The organism is Mycobacterium bourgelatii, assembly GCF_010723575.1.
In the GTDB taxonomy this organism is placed as follows: Bacteria; Actinomycetota; Actinomycetes; order Mycobacteriales; family Mycobacteriaceae; genus Mycobacterium; species Mycobacterium bourgelatii.
On record NZ_BLKZ01000001.1, the window covers coordinates 3,306,889 to 3,323,384 of the forward strand.

Annotated in this window: 16 protein-coding genes and 2 pseudogenes; 12 read left to right on the forward strand and 6 right to left on the reverse strand. The window is 63.2% G+C overall.

Features of this window, described 5'->3' with window-relative positions; genetic code table 11:
- On the reverse strand, nt 1-1,458 hold the full coding sequence (locus tag G6N68_RS14355; protein ID WP_163713322.1) for an aldehyde dehydrogenase family protein: 1,458 nt from the start codon (nt 1,456-1,458) through the stop codon (nt 1-3).
- 136 nt (nt 1,459-1,594) lie between these two features.
- Here G6N68_RS14355 and G6N68_RS14360 point away from each other — a divergent pair, with 136 nt between their 5' ends.
- A complete protein-coding gene (locus tag G6N68_RS14360) occupies nt 1,595-2,014 on the forward strand; it encodes a pyridoxamine 5'-phosphate oxidase family protein (protein WP_205351336.1) in 420 nt (139 codons plus the stop codon).
- Nucleotides 2,015-2,030: 16 nt separating this feature from the next.
- Here G6N68_RS14360 and G6N68_RS14365 read toward each other — a convergent pair whose 3' ends face one another.
- On the reverse strand, nt 2,031-2,819 hold the full coding sequence (locus G6N68_RS14365; RefSeq protein ID WP_163713326.1) for an SHOCT domain-containing protein: 789 nt from the start codon (nt 2,817-2,819) through the stop codon (nt 2,031-2,033).
- A 142-nt stretch (nt 2,820-2,961) separates the two neighbouring features.
- On the opposite strand from G6N68_RS14365, the gene G6N68_RS14370 reads away from it, so the two are divergent.
- Nucleotides 2,962-3,396: a VOC family protein gene (locus G6N68_RS14370; RefSeq protein ID WP_163713328.1), complete on the forward strand. Its 435-nt coding sequence runs from the start codon at nt 2,962-2,964 to the stop codon at nt 3,394-3,396.
- 24 nt (nt 3,397-3,420) lie between these two features.
- Here the strand turns inward: G6N68_RS14370 and zwf are convergent, their stop codons facing one another.
- Nucleotides 3,421-4,917 (reverse strand): glucose-6-phosphate dehydrogenase, encoded by a 1,497-nt coding sequence (zwf, locus tag G6N68_RS14375; protein ID WP_163713331.1) that lies wholly within the window; start codon nt 4,915-4,917, stop codon nt 3,421-3,423.
- Between the two features lie 74 nt (nt 4,918-4,991).
- On the opposite strand from zwf, the gene G6N68_RS31785 reads away from it, so the two are divergent.
- Nucleotides 4,992-5,384 carry a hypothetical protein gene (locus G6N68_RS31785; protein WP_308205880.1) on the forward strand — a complete coding sequence of 131 codons (393 nt, stop codon included), beginning with the start codon at nt 4,992-4,994 and terminating at the stop codon, nt 5,382-5,384.
- A gap of 9 nt (nt 5,385-5,393) precedes the next feature.
- Here the strand turns inward: G6N68_RS31785 and G6N68_RS14380 are convergent, their stop codons facing one another.
- Nucleotides 5,394-5,837 (reverse strand): hypothetical protein, encoded by a 444-nt coding sequence (locus G6N68_RS14380; RefSeq protein ID WP_163713334.1) that lies wholly within the window; start codon nt 5,835-5,837, stop codon nt 5,394-5,396.
- Nucleotides 5,838-6,084: 247 nt separating this feature from the next.
- Here G6N68_RS14380 and G6N68_RS14385 point away from each other — a divergent pair, with 247 nt between their 5' ends.
- Nucleotides 6,085-6,432: a WhiB family transcriptional regulator gene (locus tag G6N68_RS14385; RefSeq protein ID WP_275899974.1), complete on the forward strand. Its 348-nt coding sequence runs from the start codon at nt 6,085-6,087 to the stop codon at nt 6,430-6,432.
- A gap of 27 nt (nt 6,433-6,459) precedes the next feature.
- Here G6N68_RS14385 and G6N68_RS14390 read toward each other — a convergent pair whose 3' ends face one another.
- Nucleotides 6,460-6,996 (reverse strand): FKBP-type peptidyl-prolyl cis-trans isomerase, encoded by a 537-nt coding sequence (locus tag G6N68_RS14390; protein WP_276068478.1) that lies wholly within the window; start codon nt 6,994-6,996, stop codon nt 6,460-6,462.
- A gap of 144 nt (nt 6,997-7,140) precedes the next feature.
- Between G6N68_RS14390 and G6N68_RS14395 the strand changes: the two genes are divergently transcribed.
- From G6N68_RS14395 to G6N68_RS14415, 5 genes are all read left to right on the forward strand, one after another.
- Nucleotides 7,141-8,046 carry an oxygenase MpaB family protein gene (locus G6N68_RS14395; RefSeq protein ID WP_240355466.1) on the forward strand — a complete coding sequence of 302 codons (906 nt, stop codon included), beginning with the start codon at nt 7,141-7,143 and terminating at the stop codon, nt 8,044-8,046.
- Nucleotides 8,043-8,678 (forward strand): TetR/AcrR family transcriptional regulator, encoded by a 636-nt coding sequence (locus G6N68_RS14400; RefSeq protein ID WP_240355467.1) that lies wholly within the window; start codon nt 8,043-8,045, stop codon nt 8,676-8,678. The genes G6N68_RS14395 and G6N68_RS14400 overlap by 4 nt, the downstream gene beginning before the upstream one ends.
- Before the next feature lie 259 nt (nt 8,679-8,937).
- Entirely contained in the window at nt 8,938-9,177 is a 240-nt protein-coding gene (locus G6N68_RS14405; protein WP_163713337.1) for a type II toxin-antitoxin system Phd/YefM family antitoxin, read from the forward strand.
- Nucleotides 9,174-9,599 carry a type II toxin-antitoxin system VapC family toxin gene (locus G6N68_RS14410; RefSeq protein WP_163713340.1) on the forward strand — a complete coding sequence of 142 codons (426 nt, stop codon included), beginning with the start codon at nt 9,174-9,176 and terminating at the stop codon, nt 9,597-9,599. The genes G6N68_RS14405 and G6N68_RS14410 overlap by 4 nt, the downstream gene beginning before the upstream one ends.
- Nucleotides 9,600-9,776: 177 nt before the next feature.
- Complete coding sequence (locus tag G6N68_RS14415) at nt 9,777-10,109, forward strand: YnfA family protein (RefSeq protein ID WP_163713343.1); 333 nt, start codon at nt 9,777-9,779, stop codon at nt 10,107-10,109.
- 162 nt (nt 10,110-10,271) lie between these two features.
- Here the strand turns inward: G6N68_RS14415 and G6N68_RS14420 are convergent, their stop codons facing one another.
- Nucleotides 10,272-12,917: a serine/threonine-protein kinase PknD gene (locus tag G6N68_RS14420; RefSeq protein WP_163713346.1), complete on the reverse strand. Its 2,646-nt coding sequence runs from the start codon at nt 12,915-12,917 to the stop codon at nt 10,272-10,274.
- A 478-nt stretch (nt 12,918-13,395) separates the two neighbouring features.
- Here G6N68_RS14420 and G6N68_RS14425 point away from each other — a divergent pair.
- The 3 genes and pseudogenes from G6N68_RS14425 to G6N68_RS14435 all read left to right on the forward strand — a co-directional run.
- Nucleotides 13,396-13,581 (forward strand): annotated as a pseudogene (locus G6N68_RS14425) (serine/threonine protein kinase StpK7); the annotation flags it as partial.
- 68 nt (nt 13,582-13,649) lie between these two features.
- Nucleotides 13,650-14,810, forward strand: a pseudogene (locus G6N68_RS14430) (IS3 family transposase).
- 19 nt (nt 14,811-14,829) lie between these two features.
- The gene (locus G6N68_RS14435) at nt 14,830-16,335 is read left to right on the forward strand and encodes a protein kinase domain-containing protein (RefSeq protein ID WP_240355468.1); all 1,506 of its coding nucleotides are present in this window, start codon (nt 14,830-14,832) and stop codon (nt 16,333-16,335) included.
- Nucleotides 16,336-16,496 lie beyond the last annotated feature (161 nt).

Here is a 16,496-nt window from a genome sequence, read left to right on the forward strand (position 1 = left end):
CTACATCTGCGCCCAGACGATCTTGGTCTGCAGGTAGGTCTCTATGCCCGCCTTGCCGGACTCGAGGCCCCAGCCGGACTGCTTGTAGCCGCCGAACGGCATCGAGTGGTCGTACTGCATCTGGCAGTTCAACCCGACGGTGCCCGCCTTGAGCCGCTTCGCCAGCCGGTGCGCGCGGCCAAGGTCTTTGGTCCACACGGTGGCGGCCAGCCCATAGGTGCTGTTGTTGGCCAGCGCGACGGCCTCGTCCTCGTCTTCGAACGGCAGAATCGTGACGACGGGCCCGAAGATCTCCTCCTGAAACAGCCGGCTGGTGTCTGGGTCGACCCGCGTTACGACCGTCGGATGCACGAAGTACCCCTTGCGGTCGAGTCGGTAACCGCCGCTGACGATTTCGGCGCCCTCGACCTTGCCCTGCTCGAGATAACCAAGGACGCGGTTCAGTTGCTTCTGACTGATCAGGGGCCCGCTCATGGTGCCCTCTTCGTTCGGGGCACCCATCTTGAGGTGGTTGCCAATCGCGGCAATGCCTTCCACCACTTGGTCATAGACGCTGCGCTGCACCAGGATTCGGGAGCCGCACACGCACGCCTGCCCGGAGTGCACGAAGGTGCCGAAGGCGGCCAGCGTGATGGCCTTCTTCAGTTTCGCGTCGTCGAAGATCACCACCGGGGACTTGCCGCCGAGCTCCAGGGTGACCTTGTTGAGGTTGCTGCGCGCCGAGGCGTGCACGATCTCACGCCCGACTTCCGTCGAACCGGTGAACGCGACTTTTTCGACGTCGGGGTGGGCGGTGATGGCCGCACCGACCGTGTGCCCGTAACCGTTCACCAGGTTCGCTACCCCGTCGGGCACGCCTGCCTCGGCCAGCAACCGCATCAGGACGAGTGCCGAAAGTGGCGTCTCCTCAGCGGGTTTGACCACACTGCTGCAACCCGCGGCCAGCGACGGAGCCAGCTTGGCGCAGAAGTTGAACACCGGTCCGTTCCACGGGAAGATCAGCCCCACCACTGCGTACGGCTCCCTGAGCGTGTACGTGTGCATGTGTGAGTCGACACCGGTCAGACCGCCGGTGTTGACGTCGCGCGCGATGCCCTCGATCTTCGTGCACCAGCCCGCGTAGTAGCGGAACCACTCGGCACCCACGGACACCTGCATCTTGGCCTGCGCGGGATACATGCCGGCATTCAGCATTTCGAGCTCGGCGAGGAGTTCGGCATTCTGGTCGATCAACTCGCCGACCCGCCACAACACCTTGGCGCGTTCATAGTCCGGCTTGCCGGACCACGCCCCAGACTCGGCGGTCTCCTTCGCCCGCGCGACCGCGTCGTTGACAGCCTCTGGCCCGCAGTCGGTGAATTCGGTGATCTGCTCCTCGGTCGAGGGATTGATGACCGGGATCACGTCACCGGTCCCCGGTCGGTTGCGCACCTCGTCTAGTACGGCCTGAACGCTCATGAGCATCCCCTCTCGACCCTCGCCGCGACCCCCCGCGTGGCTGAAGTTACGCGGTTAACCTAACCGTGTCTACCGTCCAAATGAGGAATAGCCCGGGCGTGAGCCGGGTTCCATCGGGCAACGATTGGAGGGTGATATGCCGACGATGTCCAGCGCTGAACGAGAAGCTTTCCTTGCCGATGTCCAGATCGGGGTGATCGCGGTCGAGCGTCCCGACCGAGCACCATTGGCGGTGCCAGTCTGGTACGGGTACCAGCCCGGCGGCGACGTGGTGCTGTGGACTGAACGCGACAGCGTAAAGGAGAAACTGATCCGCGCGGCCGGGCGGTTCTCGATCGCTGTCCAGGACGAACAGCCACCGTACCGATACGTCACCGCGGAAGGCGACGTAACCGCGATCGAACCCGCTCAGGACGACGAAGCGCGCGCGATCGCGGTCCGCTATCTGGGTGAGGAGGAAGGCAACGCATTCACCGATCAGAATTTGGGCGCGGACTCGGTCATCATTCGGATGCGTCCCAGGCGGTGGTTGAGCACCGACTACTCCAAGGAGTAGTCGCGCCCCGCAGGCGTCAGAGCCGGCTGAGCAGCTCCGCCTTCTTCGTGGCGAACTCCTCGTCGGACAAGATGCCGCGCTGATGCAGCCCGGCAAGCGACTCGATGGCCGCGATGATGCTCGCGGAGTCGCCGGATCCCGCCGCAGACGGCGCAGCGGGCGCCGTCGCGGGCGCTTCGGGTTCGGACCGATATTGCGGAGCGGGCGCGGCAACCGGCGTTTCGGCCACCTGGCGGGTGCCGAGCTCGCGCAAGCTCGATACGTCGAAGGTGCCGAACTGGCTGGTGAACTGGACCGAGCCGGGGCCTGCGCCGCCCTGCTGCTGTTGGACGCCACCAATCTGGTGATCGGCGGTGTCAAAAATCTTCGTCACGCCGTCGATCTGAATTGCCAGCCGTCGCGTGGTCGGGAAGATGGCGTAGCGCGCATTGTTCTGAGCGCCGGCCGAGCTCGGGACGCCCAGGTCGGCAGGCCACCAGTTGGAGGAGGTAAACCCTCCCTGGAACTGGGTTTGGGTATTCGGGGCGGGGAACACCGTCGTAGTGGTCAGCAGCTGCGCCAGTTCGTTGCACAGGGCGTCGACGCGCGCCTTGAGCGCGTTGTCGAACATGTTGCCGACCATCGTCATTCCGCCCCGCATCCATTGGCCGGAACCGCCGAGTTCGGGAATCGAAAACTGTGCCATGGTGCCGCCGCCGGCATGGATGGCGAACAACATGGCCAGCACCGCCTCGCGGGACAGCCCATGGCGCTGCGCAATCTCAGTAACGGCCTGTTCGGCGTCCGGAGTCACCGTTGCCTTCATCGTCTGAATCTTTCGTCGTTGGAGTCATTTCGAGCCTACGCAAGTCGCCCGGGACGGTGCGTGGCGATCAGTTTGCGTTTTACCCCGGTCGCCACATCCAAAAACACGCACAACCAGTGTGATTCGAAAGGAGAGCGACATCATGCAACCGCATGTTGACGTGATTACTCTCGGCGTCGCGGACTTGGACCGTTCGCTTGCGTTCTACCGCAGCTTCGGCTGGGAAACCGATGGCATCGTGGGCACGGAATTCCCCGGCAGCCAGACTGAGCCCGCAGGACGGGCAGCGATGTTCAAACTCCGGGACGGTCTGATGCTGTCGCTCTACCCGGCGAGCGAATTGGCCAAGGACGCCGGCGTCGACATCGCCGCAGTCAGCGGCCACGGGTTCTCGCTGGGGCACATTGTTTCGTCTCGCCACGACGTCGAAAAGGTGTTGGCCACCGCGCAGGCGGCTGGCGGCCATCAGGTGGGAACGGTGGGGGAGCGTCCGTGGGGCATCTACTCCGGATATTTCCGGGATCCCGACGGGCACCTGTGGGAAGTCATTTACTTCCTGGCAAGCGATCAGAACTGATGCCTAAACAGCGCCCTTGAAGCGTTAGCGCTTTTCGCGCCAACCTCGCTCGAACGGCAACCGCCATGCGTTGGGCGCGATCAACTGGTGGATCGCGTTAGGCCCCCAGGTACCTGGCTGATACAGCTTGACCGGCGGCGGATCGTAGAGCAGTTCAGCGGAACGCTCCCACAGCGATTCAATGCCCTCGGCAGTGGTGAACAACGTGTGGTCGCCGCGCATCGCGTCGAGGATGAGCCGCTCATAGGCTTCCAGCACGTCGGCGACGGTGTCGATTTCCTGCGAGGAGAACTGCATGGACAACTTGTAGAGCTTCATGCCGGGCCCCGGCCGCTTGCCGTAGAAGGACAACGACACCTTCGACGCGTCCGCGAGGTCGAACGTGAGGTGGTCGGGACCCTCGGCGCCGACGCCCGAACCCGGCGGGAACATGGTTCGCGGAGCCTCTTTGAACGCGATCGAGATGATGCGAATGCCTTCGGCCATCTTCTTGCCGGTACGCAGATAGATCGGGACCCCGGCCCAGCGCCAGTTGTCTATGCCGACCTTGAGCGCGATGAATGTCTCGGTGTCGGAATCCTTTGCGACACCCTTCTCGTTGCGATATCCGGCGAACTGGCCGCGCACCACGTCAGAAGACTTGACCGGCAGCATCGATCGGAAGACCTTGTTCTTTTCTTCGCTGATGGCGCGCGGCTCAAGGGCAGTGGGCGGTTCCATCACAACGAAGGCCATCACCTGGAAGAGGTGGGTAACCACCATGTCTTTGTAGGCGCCGGTGCTTTCGTAGAAATTCGCCCGCTCGTCGAGGCCGAGGGTTTCGGGGATGTCGATCTGGATGTGGTCGATGAAGTTGCGGTTCCAGATCGGCTCGAACAGGCCGTTGGCGAAGCGGAACGCCAAGATGTTCTGAGCCGCCTCTTTGCCCAGGAAGTGGTCGATGCGGAAAATCTGGGATTCTTCGAAGGTTTCGTGCAAGAAGTCGTTGAGAGCGATCGCGCTTTCCAGGTCGGTGCCGAACGGCTTTTCCATGACTACCCGGGACCGTTCAACGAGGTTCGCTTCACGCAGCATGTCGATCACGGCGCGCGCGGCTTTCGGAGGGACGGATAGGTAATGCAGTCGGCGGACCTCCGTGCCCAGGTTGGCTTCGGCCCGCGCAACCGCCTCCGCGAGTGCTTCGGGTCCCGCCCCCTGAGGCACGTAATGAAGTATCCGCGCGAAGCTGTCCCACTGGTCCGGCGTGAGCTGATGCGAACCGAACGAGTCGATCGCGTTCTTGGCGATCTTCCTGAACTCGTCGTCGTTCAGGTCCTCCAACGACGTGGCGACGATTTCGATGTTGGGTGCGAGCTCGGACTGATCCAAATGGGCCAAGCCGGGAATCAGCTTGCGCTTGGCCAGATCTCCGGTCGCCCCGAACAACACGATGACGTGAGGCTCGAGCGTTTCGGTGTCAGTACGGTGGGGGCGCGATTCCGGCGCGGGATACGAGATGGTCTGCGGTTTCTTGGGGGCCACCCGTGCATAATGTCGATCCCAGTCCGCTGTGTCTAGGCTGAATTCAACGACGTAGGACTAACCGGGGGTGCGCGATGTGGACGATCATCTGCCGTCTGCTCTCTGTTTCGGCGTTAGCACTCGCATCGATGGCGATCGTGACGATCGGATCTCCCGCGGTGAGTTCAGCGGAATGCGCCGACGGTGAATGGTGGGACGCGAAGGCAAACCAGTGCCGTCCAGCAGGCGCACCCGAAGCGCTGCCCTGCGATGCCGGTCAGTGGTGGGACCCAACGGCAAATACGTGCCGGCCCTTGGGAGTTGGGCCGCAGCCGCTAGCGTGTGAGGCGGGACAATGGTGGGATCCAACAGCCAATGTGTGCCGCCCCCTCGGGGTTGGGCCGCAGCCCCTCGCCTGCGACGACGGTTGGTGGTGGGATCCGGCCTCCAACTCCTGCCGGCCGCCGCTGTTACCGCCCCTCGGGTGATCCGTAGAACTATGCGCCGGGGATCGTCTTGCGCTTGCCTCCGGGGAGCCGGTCGACCACCCGTCCCAGCCTGACGACGGTGTTCTCTAACGGGTCGACGATTTCGGCGATCCGCTGCACGGTCGGCAGGGCACGTGCGATGGTCGCGGCATCCGCGGCCAACCGCTCCGCATGGGTGTCGATGCCCTGCGCCGCTTGAGTCAGCGTCGTGATTTCGGCGGCGATCTGGCCCGCGTTGTGATTGATGCCGGCCGCGCTCTCGGTGAGTTCGGCAATGTTGTCGGCAATAAATTGAATAGATCGTCGCAATTCCACGACGTCATCGAGGGCCGAATCCGCGCGGTCTATTAGCTTGATAAGAGCGGCGACGCGTCGGCCCGTGGCTTCTACTGCTTGGCGAGTCCATGCCAGCGCTGCGACTGGCGAAGTGATGACGGGCAGATTGATGGCCAAAGCATCCTCGCTTCGGTAGGCGGTTCATCGGATGCTATCTCAATGCCGACTGCGCGCGGCTGACCTGCGCAAATACGCGCCGCGGGACGCGTATGGCCGCCCGGAAAATTAGTGCACTTAGCACCCGACGGGCCAACTTAAAATTGAGAAGCGCACGAATCGCCCTGCCGAAGGCGTCATCGAGCGCACATTGTTTGCACCGGGGGAGACGGTCGCGAATTGCGACAAAGACGAAAGGGATGAGTTGGTGTCAGAAATGCGCTCGGTTCCCCGGCGACTTGATCTCGTATCGGTAAAAAGCGCCCCACGCTCAGCCGCTTCAGAAGACCGGTCCTGGGTGACGAAGGCGGCGTGCAAGACCGCAGATCCCGACGAACTCTTTGTGCGCGGCGCCGCGCAGCGCCAGGCCGCGATCATTTGTCGACACTGCCCCGTCATGCAGCAGTGCGCGGCCGATGCGCTCGACAACCAGGTCGAGTACGGGGTCTGGGGAGGCATGACTGAACGCCAGCGCAGGGCCCTACTCAAACAGCATCCCGACGTCGTCTCGTGGGCGAGCTTCTTCGAAAAGCGCGCCAAACGCTCGACCGGATAGCGGCCTTCGCGTACCGGCCGTCGTAGGTCAGGAGGCGCTGAGGATCTTGATCGCGAAGACGAGCGTGTCGCCGGGCAAGATGCCGGCCCGGGGTTGCCCCTCGGGATAGCCGTCCGCGGACGTCATTGCGACGGCGACGGTGGACCCGACCTTCTGTCCGGCGATGGCCTTTTGGAAGCCTGGCACGACACCGGTGAGCGGAAAGTCGACCGGCACACCCCGCTGGTAGCTGCTGTCGAAAACCGAACCGTCGCGCCCATTGACGCCCATGTAGCAGACGGAAACGGTTGCGTTGTTGGAGACGACCGGCCCGTCACCCGCGCGCAACGTATGCACCTGGGTCTGGTTCACGCTGAACGGTCCCGTCACTTTCACGACCGGCGCGGTCGTGTCGGTGGAGCCGGTGACCGCGACGCTTCCGGTGGTCCCCGAAAGCGTCCATTCCGGCGTTCCGCTGTTCTGTGGTGCTGCAGTGGGACACGTTGCGGCCGCGCTTGCCGTGCCCGCTCCCGCGAACGTGAGAACGGCTGCCGTGCAAGCGGCGAGAGCGACAGAGGAATACATCCGGGAGGACTTCACGGCCGTCAGGCTACCGTCTGTCGCTTCGCCGCCGTCAAAGTGAGGTTTTGCTCGGCGCCAGACACCTGACTACCAGCCAAATGGTATAGATTAGATAAGAACCATCTCATCCATATTGCAGGGATTATCGTGAAGCTGCCTCGCCAACGGATCATCGAAGACTTCGAGAAGATGGTCGGGCGCCACGACGACCCAGCCATCTACGGCGGCCCGGACGGCGACCCCGGGCTGATCGGGCCGGACAGCGTGTCCTGGCGGGTGCATGCCGACCTCGCGGCCGTTACCCAGGCCGGCACCGCGGCGATCGTGCTCGAAGTTCTGCACCCGTCGGTTATCGCAGGCGTGCAAGACATGTCGACGTATCGGGAAGACCCCTTCAAACGTGCGCGCGCGACGCTGGGTTACGTGCTTGCCACCACCTTCGGAAACACCGCGGCCGCAACCCGAATCATCGAGCACGTCAAGCACATTCATTCGTTCGTCAACGGCACCCGACCCGACGGCGTGCCTTACCGGGCGCTCGATCCCGACCTGATCGCGTGGGTGCACACGGCCATCCCGTGGATGATCCTGCGCACCTACGAACGCACCAACCGTCCGTTGAGCACAGCCGAAAAGGATGCTTACCTGGCTGAGCAAGCCGTCATCGGCAAGATGGGCGGCGCGGACTGGGTGCCGACCAACACCGCCGAACTCGACGAGTACGTTGCCACGATGCGGCCCAAACTCGCCGTGAACAGCCAGACCAGAGAATTCATCGACTTCCTGCTATCCGCACCGTTCGGCCCCAGCCTGCCGCCGGCGGCCGATGCCGCGCTGCACCGCTTCGCCCTCTATGCGGGAATGAGCGCCGCTCCCAAGTGGGCCCGTGAACTCATCGGATTCGATCGCCCGTCGCCGTTAATACGCGCCATGATCCGTCCGTATCTTTACTTCGACGCGCGAATGTTGCGCTGGGCGTTCGGGACTCCGCGCTATGTCGAAATGGCGCGGGCGCGCGCAAGCGGCGCGCAGCAACTGAAAGCGGCCGGGTGACCGAGGGCGCCCTGGTCAGGATGCTCGGTTCCGCCGCTACTGGCGGTGTCGACCCCGAGGCCGCCGACCGCACGACGCAGCGGATCCTCGACGCTGCGCTCCAGGAGGCGGCAACCGTTGGGCTGCAACGGCTTACGGTAGAAGATGTGGTGCGCCGAGCGAGGGTGGCCAGGATGACCGTCTACCGGCGGTACCCTCGCCGCGACGATCTCGTCGAAGCCTTGGTGCGACGTGAGACGCAGCGATTCCTCGCCGCCGTGGCGGACGGAATCGAGAAGACGAAGGACCCGCAGGACGGCGTTGTCGAGGCGTTCATCGCGGCAGTGCGCTTTTCGCGCTCGCACCCGATGCTGCGCCGGGCCGCCCACACCGAGTCGGCGCTATCCGCCGCCGACAACGCCGAACTGCTGGACATCGGTGCCGCGTTCATTGCCAGGCAAATTCATGGAGAAGCGCCGGGCGCCCCGACTCAACCGGTGCGATGGGTGGCCGATGTCTTCGCGCGGCTCTTCATGACCTACATCGCAACTCCGCCAACGGATCCCGACTTCGGTGATGACGACGAGCTGCGGCGGTTCGCCCATGAGGTGCTGACGCCGATGGTCGAACGTGCGGTCGGGACCGGCGAATAGCGGCAATCTCTTTCGCCGCCGAGCGGCGAGGATTCGGGGTATCGGACGGCTCAAGATCCCCCGAGTGATTACCGCTATCCACTCGGTTACTGCCACTGTGTTCGGGATGCAGCTACCTAGACGAGGAGATGTGGTGTCGTGCACCGAAGGCCGGCCGCACCGAGTCGACCCAGTAGTTTCTCCGGCGGCACTTCGCAGGAGTCATAGGGCGTTATGCGGCTTCGATAGAGCGGTGTCTCACCGGTGATACAATGAGTACATGGCTGAGGTTGTGTCAGTGCGCGACCTGCGCAACAACGGTGGGGAAGTGTTGCGTCGTGTTGAGCGCGGAGAGCGGATCATCGTGACACGTGATGGCACGCCGGTGGCTGAACTCAACCCACTGCCTCGTAGGAGCACCAGTCCGACTGAACTCATTCGCCGACGTCGGCACCTTCCGCGCGTGGACCTCGACAAGTTGCGTTCGGATCTCGACAGCGTGCTGGACGCTTCTTTATGAGTCGATCTGATGACCGGCAACTAGGCATGCTCGACACCTCGACGGTGATCTTGCTCGGCAGATTGGCCGATCCCGGTGAACTCCCCGAAGAGTCGGTGATAAGCGCCATCACCCTTGCCGAGCTATCGGCGGGTCCGCTCGTCGCCCGCAGTGAAGCCGAACGCAGCGCACGCCAGCAACATCTACAGCAGGCGGAAGCGGATTTTGGAGTCCTTCCGTTCGATGCCGCAAGCGCGCGGGCGTTTGGGGGAATCGCTGCAGACTTGCGGGCCTCGGGACGCAAATCTAATGCTCGAGCCTACGACGCGTTGATCGCTGCCACTGCCGTCGCACACGGTGTGCCGTTGTACACCTGCAACCCAAGTGATTTCGCCGGAATCCACCAGTTGGACCTACGCGCGGTTACGCACCCGGATCGTTGACGCACAGATAAGTCGCGGCCGATTGCGAAGGGAGTCACATGAGTGAGACCCGTCGCCGTTCGCGCCGCAGGCGGAAATCAGCGAAGGGAGAGAGGAGACCACGTTGGTTACTGAAACCCGTGTGAGCAGGCAATGGCTTGCCCCTGCGACCGTCCAGATTCCATAGGGTCATCGACCATGCTGTTGCGTTCAATTCTGTTGTTCATCCTGGCTGCGCTCGCGGAAATCGGTGGTGCTTGGTTGGTCTGGCAAAGCGTCCGCGAGCAACGTGGCTGGCTCTGGGCAGGTCTCGGCGTCATTGCGCTCGGAATATACGGGTTCGTCGCCACGATGCAGCCCGACGCCCATTTCGGCCGAATCCTGGCCGCCTACGGTGGAATTTTCGTCGCAGGATCGCTGGCCTGGGGCATGGCGGTGGACGGATTCCGCCCCGACCGGTGGGACGTGATCGGCGCTGTGATCTGTTTGGCCGGCGTGGGGGTCATCATGTACGCGCCACGCACGCACTAGTGGCGGAGGCACCGCAGATCAACTCCCTATTGCAGCAATACACCACGCCCCCGAGATGGAAAGACGCTGGTGCACAAGAACTTTAGGACGACCTCGGCGGCATGGTCGATCAGCTCAGCGCCCCAGCGCCATCGATGGCCAGTGATTTCGCGCGCCGACGGTTCAGCCCCGGGGTAATTTCAGCACTCGGTTGTTGCCGGCGTCGGCGACGTATACATTGCCGGCGGCATCGACCGCGACGTCGTGTGGATCGTTAAGACCGTTGAACGGCAACGTGATTACCGAGCTCGACTCCTTGACCAGCTGCAGGACCCGATTACCGCGGGTGTCGGTTACGTACACGTTGCCCTCGTTGTCGACAGCCACGTAGTCCGGACGACCTATGACGTAGGGCAGCACCGTAGCTTCCGTCGCCGTCTGAGGCAGCTTCAGCACCCGCTCGTTCTGCCGATCGATGACAATGACGGCACCGTCACCATCCACGGCCACGGCCGAGGGACCATCCAAGCCGCTGAACGGCAGCTCGGTCTGCTCGGTCGGCTGCAGGCGCAGCGCCACCACCCGGTTGTACGTGGCGTCGGTCACGATGACCGAACCATCGGCGCGGGAGTCCTGCGAACGGAAAGCGACACCCGTGGGCTCCCCGAGTCCGGTGAACGGCAGGACGACCGGGCTGTTCGCCCCTGCCGGCAACTCCTGCACCTGATGGCGGCTCGGTTCGGTGATCACCACGTCGCCCGCCTCATCGACCGCGATGTCCTCGGGTTTCTCCAGACCGCCGAATGGTTCCACGATCTGGTTGGTCGAGCCCACGGCCAGCTTGAGCACCCGGTTGTTGCCTGCGTCGACTACGTAGACGTCGCCCTTCGCGCTGACCGCAAGGCCCGCGGGTCCGGAAAGACCGGCAAACGGCAGCACCACCTGAGTCCGCTTCTTCGAATCGATCGACGTGAGCCCTATAAATGCGGCGACGGCAGCGACAACGATCCCGGCGGCGGCGATGGCAAAGACACGGCGACGGCGGTGCTTGGAGGGCGGCGGCGCCGGGGTTGCGGATGCAATCTCGGTCTGTCCCGACGCGGCGGCCTGCGTCGAGGGGGAGGGGTCAGAGGCGGGCGGTGGCGTTGCAGCCTTGCCGGGCACGGTGTCGAGTGCAGCACGGGCAGCTGCAGCCAGTTCGCTCGCGGTCTGGTACCGGTCATCGATCTGCTTGGCCATCCCGCGCGCGATGACCGCGTCGAAGCCGATGGGTATGGCGGGGTCGATGCTGCAGGGTTTGGGCGGCGGGTCGAACAGATGGGCGGCGGCCAATCCCTCCACACCGCCACCGGCATATGGCGGCCGCCCGGTCAGACACTCGTAGAGGACGCAGGCAAGGGAGTACACGTCGCCACGTGCATCGGCAACGTGCTCGAGCTTGAAGCGCTCCGGAGCCATGTATGCAGGAGTCCCGGGGTTGACATTCGTGCGGGTCAAGCGAGTGCCAGTCGCCTCCTGCACCAATCCGAAGTCGATCAGGTACACGAACTCATCGCCGACCATCAGCAGGTTCGACGGCTTCACATCACGATGTACGAGCCCCGACTTGTGAGCTGCATCCAGCGCCACGGCGGCCTGTTCGATAACTCGCACGGCCTTCTGTGGGCTCATTTGCCCATTCCTACGCAGCAGAGTGTGCACATCGACGCCGTCGACAATCGGCATCACCAGATACAGGCGTCCGTCTATCTCACCGGCGTCATAAATCGGGACGATGTTCGGGTTGGCGAGTCGGCCCGCCGCAAAGGCCTCGCGGCGAAACCGCTCCACATAGCCTGGCTCGGTGGCCATCTCCGGTCGCAGCAGTTTGACGGCCACATCGCGGTCTAGCGCGGTGTCGTAGGCCCGATACACCGAGCCCATGCTGCCCTGACCCAGCATCTCGAAAAGCCGATAGCGGCCGAACTCCACTTCGGTCGCAGGCTCGGGAGGTGCGGCGACAGGGGAGGCAAGAGCGTCTCTTGCCGCGATGGCCAAGTCGCGGACCGTTTGGTAGCGGTCTTCTGGCATTTTGGCCATGCCACGAGCGATCACTTCGTCGAACCCCGTGGGGATAGCGGGGACGATGTCGGTGGGCTTAGGGGCATCGCTCTGCGAATGCGCGTTGACGAACTGTTCGAGGCTCTCGCCATCTACGGCCTGCCGCCCGGTCAGGCACTCGTAGAGCACACAGGCCAGCGCGTAGATGTCGCTGCTGGGTTCGACGGGACCGCCACCGAAGCGCTCCGGCGCCAGGTACGGCCAATCTCCAATCGCAACGTCGGCAGCTGACGGGCTCAACGCCCTGGAACGAGCGGCGACGCCGACATCGAGGAAGTAGACAAATTCCCCGCATGCCACGAACAGGTTTGACGGCTTGACATCGCCGTGCACCAGCCCGCAATCGTGGGCGGCTTCCAAGGCCGCGGCGGCCTGCTCGATCACTCGCACGGCCGACCTTGGACTCATCGGCCCATCCCGACCCAGCAAGCTCTTGAGATCAACGCCGTCGACATTGGGCATCGCCACATACAGCCGTCCGTCGATGTCACCGACGTCGTAGATCGGGATGATGTGTGGATTGCTCACCCGGGCGACACTGGCGACCTCGTCCCGGAGTTGCTCGTACCGCTCCGGATCCTTGGTCGACTCCGCGGGAAGCACCCGCAGGGCCGCTTCGCGCTTCATCTCCGTGTCGTAGGCCCGATAGACCGTGCCCGTGCAGCCCCACTGGAGCGTCTCGAGTAGCCGGTAGCGTCCGAAGACCTCGCCCACCGCCTCCGTCGCCACCGCACCTCCCTCCAAGCGCACGAACGTGCCTGGATGCTACAACGCCTACATGCGGCGACTGAGGAGTTTGCTAATGGCAGTTCGTAAAGTTGCTCCTACACCTACGGCCACGGGCTCACGCTCGGCGAGACTGCATCACGCGTAGGGACCCGAAGCCGCCCGCACGATTGAGGCGGAGATGCGGGGACATGACACTACGGGCTAACCCGAACTCCACCACCTGAACTTCTCGACCGAACTCCGGTGCGGGAACCAACCCGGGCAGACAATTGCTGGTGACGGCAGTGGCACCTCACGCGGGTACACGAAGTGTTCGCATTCCTGGACGTCACTGCTACGAGCGATCTGAACGGCGGGGAGCAATTCCCTTGCGTTCGTGGGTTGCTGTTCGATCAGCATCGGTCCCGCCTATGGTGAGCCCGTGAAAGAAAGGGTGTTCGGGCGCTATCGCCTAGTGGAGCTACTCGGCCGCGGCGGTATGGGCGAAGTCTGGCGGGCATATGACACTGCGGCCAACAACCGCACGGTCGCGATCAAATTGTTGCCGCCGCATCTAGCCGGTGACGATACCTTCTTGCAGCGCTTTCGCCGCGAAGCCGAAGCTGCAGCACAGCTGAGCAACAAGCATGTCATCCCAATTCATAACTACGGAGAGATCGACGGGGTCTGCTGCACGAATAGGTGACATCTGAGTTGGCTTGCCCAGCGTGGGCGGGCTGGAAGGATGTCCCCATGGCAAGGCCTTACCCCCGCGAGTTCCGCGACGACGTTGTGCGGGTCGCTCACAACCGCGATGACGGTGTGACCATCGAGCAGATCGCCACCGATTTCGGGGTCCACCCGGTGACGTTGCACAAGTGGATGCGCCAGGCCGACATCGACGAGGGCGCCACCCCCGGCAAGAGCACCACCGAGTCCGCAGAGCTGCGGGAAGCGCGGCGTCGGATCAAACTGCTCGAGCAAGAGAATGAGGTGCTGCGCCGGGCCACGGCATATCTGTCGCAGGCCAACCTGCCGGGAAAAGGCTCTACCCGCTCGTAGTGAGCTCGCCGCTGACGGGATCCCCGTCGCGGTGACGTGTCGGTACTCAAGCTCGCCCGCCAACCGTATTACCGCTGGCTGGCCAATCCCATCACCGATGCCGAACGCATCGAGGCCCACCGCACCAACGCCCTGTTCGACGCGCACAAAGACGACCCCGAGTTCGGGTACCGCTATCTCGTCGAGGAGGCCCGCGATGCCGGCGAATCGATGGCCGAGCGCACCGCCTGGCGGATCTGCTCGCAGAATCGGCTGTGGAGCGTGTTCGGGAAAAAGCGGGGCAAGAACGGCAAAGTCGGGCCACCGGTGCACGATGACCTCGTTGAGCGTGACTTCACCGCTGATGCCCCAAATCAGTTGTGGCTCAGTGACATCACCGAGCACCGCACCGACGAAGGCAAGCTCTACCTATGCGCGATCAAGGACGTGTTCTCCAACCGCATCGTCGGGTACTCGATCGACTCTCGGATGAAGTCCCGGCTGGCCACCACAGCGCTCAGCAGTGCGGTGGCTCGCCGCGGTGACGTGGCCGGTTGCATTCTGCATTCGGATCGCGGATCTCAATTCAGGTCAAGGCGATTCGTACATGCACTGAACCATCACGAGATGGTCGGATCGATGGGCCGCGTCGGTGCGGCCGGCGACAATGCGGCCATGGAGAGCTTCTTCGCTCTGCTGCAGAAGAACGTGCTCGATCGCCGCCGCTGGCGCACTCGAGAAGAGTTGCGGATCGCGATCGTCATCTGGATCGAACGGACCTACCATCGCCGCCGGCGCCAAGCCCGTCTCGGGCGGTTGACCCCGATCGAATTCGAAGCGATTATGACCCCACGGGCCAGTCAGGCCGCGTGACCGAACCTGTCACCTGATCGTGCAGCAGACCCACGGTCAGCTCTACGTCGATATGCGGTTGATCGAGGGCAACGACCTCAATTCCGTGCTGGTCAACGGCCCCATGCCCGTGGATAAGGCGGTGCGCATTGTCGAGCAGGTCGCCAAGGCGCTACAGGCTGCCCACAAGGCCGGTTTGGTGCATCGTGACGTCAAGCCCTCCAACATCTTGCTTGACGAGGACGATGACGCCTATCTGATCGACTTCGGTCTTGCTCTGGGCACCGAGCAGACTAGCTTGACCCAGGCGGGGATGATGATAGGTTCCTGGCACTACATGGCCCCCGAGCGATTCCGGGGCACGGATGTCGACGCTCGGGCCGACATCTACGCACTAGCGTGTGTGCTATATGAGTGCCTGACAGGCATCCGGCCGTTCGCAGGCGACACCCTGGAAAGCCAGATGGCCGCACACCTCACCGATTCACCACCGCAGCCGACGGTCACTCGACCGGACGTGCCAGCAGGCTTCGACCCGGTAATCGCGAAGGGAATGGCCAAGAACCCCGACGATCGGTATCCCAGCGTCGCAGAGTTTGCTGCCGCTGCACGGGCCGCAATCGAGAGTCCGAGCAGTCCGGGGGCTCTCCACTCGGCACCAACCACCATTAGCCGATCGTCGAAAGATATTGCGACGTCAGCAAGATGGAAGCGACCGAGCAAGCGCGTCATCGTCCGGGCAAGCGGTGCTGTTGCGATCGTCATTGCGATTTGCCTTGCGTTCTTCCTCGGTCAGAGCCTGTCGGGTCAATCTGGGAAGGCAATCGAAAGGAATCGGTCCAACCCAACCTCATCCGCGCAGAGCAACCCCTCCAAAGTCCCAACAGCATCGACAAGTGACAGTCCACCAGGCTCCGCGGGTATCGCCGCTGATACTGCGCACGACGTCGAGGTAGTCGGATTCGTCCAAGTCGGCGATTCGCTGAACGTACGGTTGAAAAACCCCAATCCCGATGTCGGGTTAGTTCGTTCGCCATTCGAGTTGGCGATGATCGAACAAGGGGGTGCAGTGTTGGCAACCGAAGGGCAAGGTGGCCTACCAGGCGCGGCTGTCAACACCATCTACCAGCTTCCGCCCGGCGGCGAATACGGATTGGAAGCTAGGGTGCCGAGTGGAAAAACCGTTGCCTCAGTACAGTTGACAGTCTTGGGCCGGTGGTTACGGTGGGACACCGTCAATCCTCCAACGGTGACATTGACCGATGCAGCTGTTGGCGCCGACACCGGGTTCGGCGGTCCGTCGGTAACTGGACGCTTGACGCTTGATAAGGACGGCCCGCTGAACGTGGTCGTAAAGGCGTTCGTAAGAACGTCGGCTGGGACAGTCGTTTCTGATGTTTTCGTGGACTGCGTGAAAACGGGCCAACAGAGAACATTTCAAGCCAGGAGTTTTGCTGAGGCTCGCGGGCCTTACGAGCTGGACAAAATCGTCGCCTATGCAACTTCGGTCAAAGGTGCCGGACCGCAGTACACACCTCAGTGCTGATCCCAGGAAGCCTTGTCTCCGCACTACTGAGTCCAAACTCCTGACACCACCTGCCCCGCCGTGATCGCATGCAATGTTCCCGTGGAGCCCAGACAGTGTGGTGCTCGAGGCCGAACAGGTCGAGATGTCGTCTGGCGCAGGCACAGGTGGCCGGCATTGCT